General features: G+C 70.5%; 3 protein-coding genes. All 3 read right to left on the bottom strand.

Annotation, left to right across the window (positions count from 1 at the left end; genetic code table 11):
• Positions 1-195 precede the first annotated feature (195 nt).
• A complete protein-coding gene (sucD, locus tag BG452_RS31335) occupies positions 196-1,080 on the bottom strand; it encodes a succinate--CoA ligase subunit alpha (protein ID WP_188307737.1) in 885 nt (294 codons plus the stop codon).
• A gap of 18 nt (positions 1,081-1,098) precedes the next feature.
• The gene (gene sucC / locus BG452_RS31330; RefSeq protein ID WP_188307736.1) at positions 1,099-2,271 is read right to left on the bottom strand and encodes an ADP-forming succinate--CoA ligase subunit beta; all 1,173 of its coding nucleotides are present in this window, start codon (positions 2,269-2,271) and stop codon (positions 1,099-1,101) included.
• 291 nt (positions 2,272-2,562) lie between these two features.
• Positions 2,563-3,603 (bottom strand): VWA domain-containing protein (locus BG452_RS31325; protein WP_188307735.1); only part of this gene is annotated, 1,041 nt, incomplete at its 5' end.

Here is a 3,603-nt window from a genome sequence, read left to right as displayed (position 1 = left end):
CCGGTCGCGGCCCGGGGTGCCGCCCCGCCCCCGCAGCAGGATCCGGCGGCGTGCGCGGCCTGGTCCCCGCTGCCCTGCAGCATCGGCCCCAAGCGCTGAAGCCGGGCCCGCGCGCTGCTGCCCGGCCCGCGCGCTGAAACGGCGAGCGCCCCCGCCCGAGGAGGGCGGGGGCGCTCACAGCGCGGGTGACCGGGGTCAGCCGGCGATGATCTCGCGGGCCAGGCGGGCGGTCTCGGACGGCGTCTTGCCGACCTTGACACCGGCGGCCTCGAGGGCCTCCTTCTTCGCCTGGGCGGTGCCCGAGGAGCCGGAGACGATGGCGCCGGCGTGGCCCATGGTCTTGCCCTCGGGGGCGGTGAAGCCCGCGACGTAGCCGACGACCGGCTTGGTGACGTGCTCGGCGATGTAGGCCGCGGCACGCTCCTCGGCGTCGCCACCGATCTCACCGATCATCACGATGACCTCGGTCTCCGGGTCCTCCTGGAAGGCCTTGAGGGCGTCGATGTGGGTGGTGCCGATGACCGGGTCACCGCCGATGCCCACGGCCGAGGAGAAGCCGATGTCGCGCAGCTCGTACATGAGCTGGTAGGTCAGGGTGCCCGACTTCGAAACCAGACCGATCTTGCCGGAGGTGGTGATGTCGGCCGGGATGATGCCGGCGTTCGACTGTCCGGGGCTGATCAGGCCGGGGCAGTTCGGGCCGATGATCCGGGTCTTGTTGCCCTTCGAACCGGCGTACGCCCAGAAGGCGGCGGTGTCGTGCACCGGAACGCCCTCGGTGATGACGATGGCCAGCTCGATCTCGGCGTCGATGGCCTCGATGACGGCGGCCTTGGTGAAGGCCGGCGGCACGAAGAGGACGGAGACGTCGGCGCCGGTCTCCTTCATGGCCTCGGCGACGGAGCCGAAGACCGGGATCTCGGTGCCGTCGACGTCGACCGTGGTGCCGGCCTTGCGCGGGTTGACACCGCCGACGATCTGGGTGCCGGAGGCGAGCATGCGGCGGGTGTGCTTCATGCCCTCGGCGCCGGTCATGCCCTGGACGATGACCTTGCTGTCCTTGGTAAGGAAGATAGCCATGGTGTTAAGTCCCCTTCCTTACTTGTTGGCCAGCTCGGCGGCGCGGTCGGCCGCACCGTCCATGGTGTCCACGCGCTGGACCAGCGGGTGGTTGGCGTCGTCGAGGATCTTGCGACCCAGCTCCGCGTTGTTGCCGTCCAGGCGGACGACCAGCGGCTTGGTGACGTTCTCGCCCTTGCTCGCGAGGAGCTCCAGGGCCTGCACGATGCCGTTGGCGACCGCGTCACAGGCGGTGATGCCACCGAAGACGTTGACGAAGACCGACTTGACGTCGGGGTCGCCGAGGATGATCTCCAGGCCGTTCGCCATGACCTCGGCGGACGCGCCGCCACCGATGTCGAGGAAGTTGGCGGGCTTGACGCCGCCGTGCTTCTCACCGGCGTAGGCGACCACGTCGAGGGTGCTCATGACGAGGCCCGCGCCGTTGCCGATGATGCCGACCTGGCCATCGAGCTTGACGTAGTTCAGGCCCTTGGCCTTGGCGGCGGCCTCCAGCGGGTTGGCCGCGGCCTTGTCCTCCAGGGCCTCGTGCTCGGGCTGGCGGAAGTCCGCGTTCTCGTCCAGGGAGACCTTGCCGTCGAGCGCGATGATCTTGCCCTCGCCGGACTTGATCAGCGGGTTGACCTCGACGAGGAGGGCGTCCTCGGCGATGAAGACCTTCCACAGCTTCTGCAGGACGTCGGCGACCTGGTCGGCGACCTCGGCCGGGAACTTCGCCGCGGCGACGATCTCGGCGGCCTTCTCCGGGGTGCAGCCCTCGTTGGCGTCGACCGGGATCTTGGCGAGCGCGTCGGGGTTCTCCTCGGCGACGACCTCGATCTCCACGCCGCCCTCGACGCTGGCCATGGCCAGGAAGGTGCGGTTGGTGCGGTCCAGCAGGAACGAGACGTAGTACTCGTCCTTGATGTCCGCGGTCTGGGCCAGCATCACCTTGTGAACGGTGTGGCCCTTGATGTCCATGCCGAGGATCTGCTCGGCCTTGGCGACGGCGTCCGCCGGGTCGGCGGCGAGCTTGACGCCACCGGCCTTGCCTCGGCCACCCACCTTCACCTGAGCCTTGACGACGGCACGGCCGCCGAAGCGCTCCGCGATGGCGGCAGCGTCTGCGGCGGTCTCGATGACATCGCCGTCAAGCACGGGCACACCGTGCTTGGCGAAGAGGTCCCTCGCCTGGTACTCGAACAGGTCCACGTGTTTGTCCTTGTTCGTGGTCGCGGATTGTGTCTCTACGAGCGTGCCACGGCAGGATCTTCGCTGCGGGTCGTCGAAGCGGTGCGGGTACGCAGAGGTACGGCCTTGCGGCCCACACAGCCACGGGCGCACACGTCAATCAACACGCGCGTCACGTCCGTCTGGCAGGTTATCCCCGTGGGACGGGCCTGTTCCGCCCGGGGCCCTGTCCGGCTTGGGTGAGAACCGTCACAGATCGGCCCGGACGCCCTGTCCGCCGATCGGGCGGCTTCACCCGCCCGGGTGAACTCGTCACACCCCCTGGTCAGCGTTGTTCACGCCCGCGGTCAGCTGCCGCGGGATCGGGCGCTTCTCGATCGCCGCCGCCATGATCCCGGGGAAGGCGTCCGGGGTGCAGGCGAAGGCCGGGGCGCCCAGCGCGGCCAGCGCGGCGGCATGGGCGTGGTCGTAGGCCGGCGCACCTTCGTCGGAGAGCGCGAGCAGCGCGATGAACTGGACGCCGGCCGCCCTCATCGCGGCGACCCGCCGCAGCATGCCGTCCCGGATGCCGCCCTCGTAGAGGTCGCTGATCAGCACCACGATGGTCTCGGAGGGCCGGGTGATCTTCGACTGGCAGTAGGCGAGCGCCCGGTTGATGTCGGTGCCGCCGCCGAGCTGGGTGGCGAACAGGACGTCCACCGGGTCGGTGAGCTGCTCGGTGAGGTCGACCACCGAGGTGTCGAAGACCACCAGCCGGGTGTCCAGGGTGCGCATCGAGGACAGCACCGCGCCGAACACCGCCGAGTGGACGACCGAGGGCGCCATCGAGCCGGACTGGTCGACGCAGAGGATGACGTCCTTCTTCACCGCGCGCTGGGCGCGGGCGTAGCCGACCAGCCGCTCGGGCACGACGGTGCCGTGCTCGGGCAGGTAGTTCTTCAGGTTGGCCCGGATCGTCCGGTCCCAGTCGATGTCCCGGTGGCGCGGCCGGTTCACCCGGGCACTGCGGTCCAGGGCGCCGCCCAGGGTGGCCCTGGTCCGGTCGGCGAGCCGGCGCTCCAGGTCGGCGACGACCTTGCCGACCACGGCCCGGGCGGACTCGCGGGTGGTCTCCGGCAGCGCGTGCTTGAGCGACAGCAGGGTGGCGACCAGGTGCACGTCCGGCTCGACGGCCTCCAGCATCTCCGGCTCCATCAGCAGCCGGTCCAGGCCGAGCCGGGTGATCGCGTCCTGCTGCATCAGCTGGACCACGGTGGTCGGGAAGTACTCCCGGATGTCGCCCAGCCAGCGGGCCACCTGCGGGGCCGAGCCGCCCAGCCCGGCGCCGCGGCGACCGCCGCGGGGCGCGCGGGC

The sequence above is a fragment of the Streptomyces sp. CBMA123 genome, assembly GCF_014596465.1.
Classification (GTDB): Bacteria; Actinomycetota; Actinomycetes; order Streptomycetales; family Streptomycetaceae; genus Kitasatospora.
The sequence above is the reverse complement of the archived record's forward strand: the minus strand, read 5'-3'. Positions and strand labels throughout refer to the sequence as shown.

What these genes read in the sequence shown, in the direction of transcription:
- sucD (WP_188307737.1), bottom strand. Translation starts at nt 1,080, where the DNA reads ATGGCTATCTTCCTTACCAAGGACAGCAAGGTCATCGTCCAGGGCATG.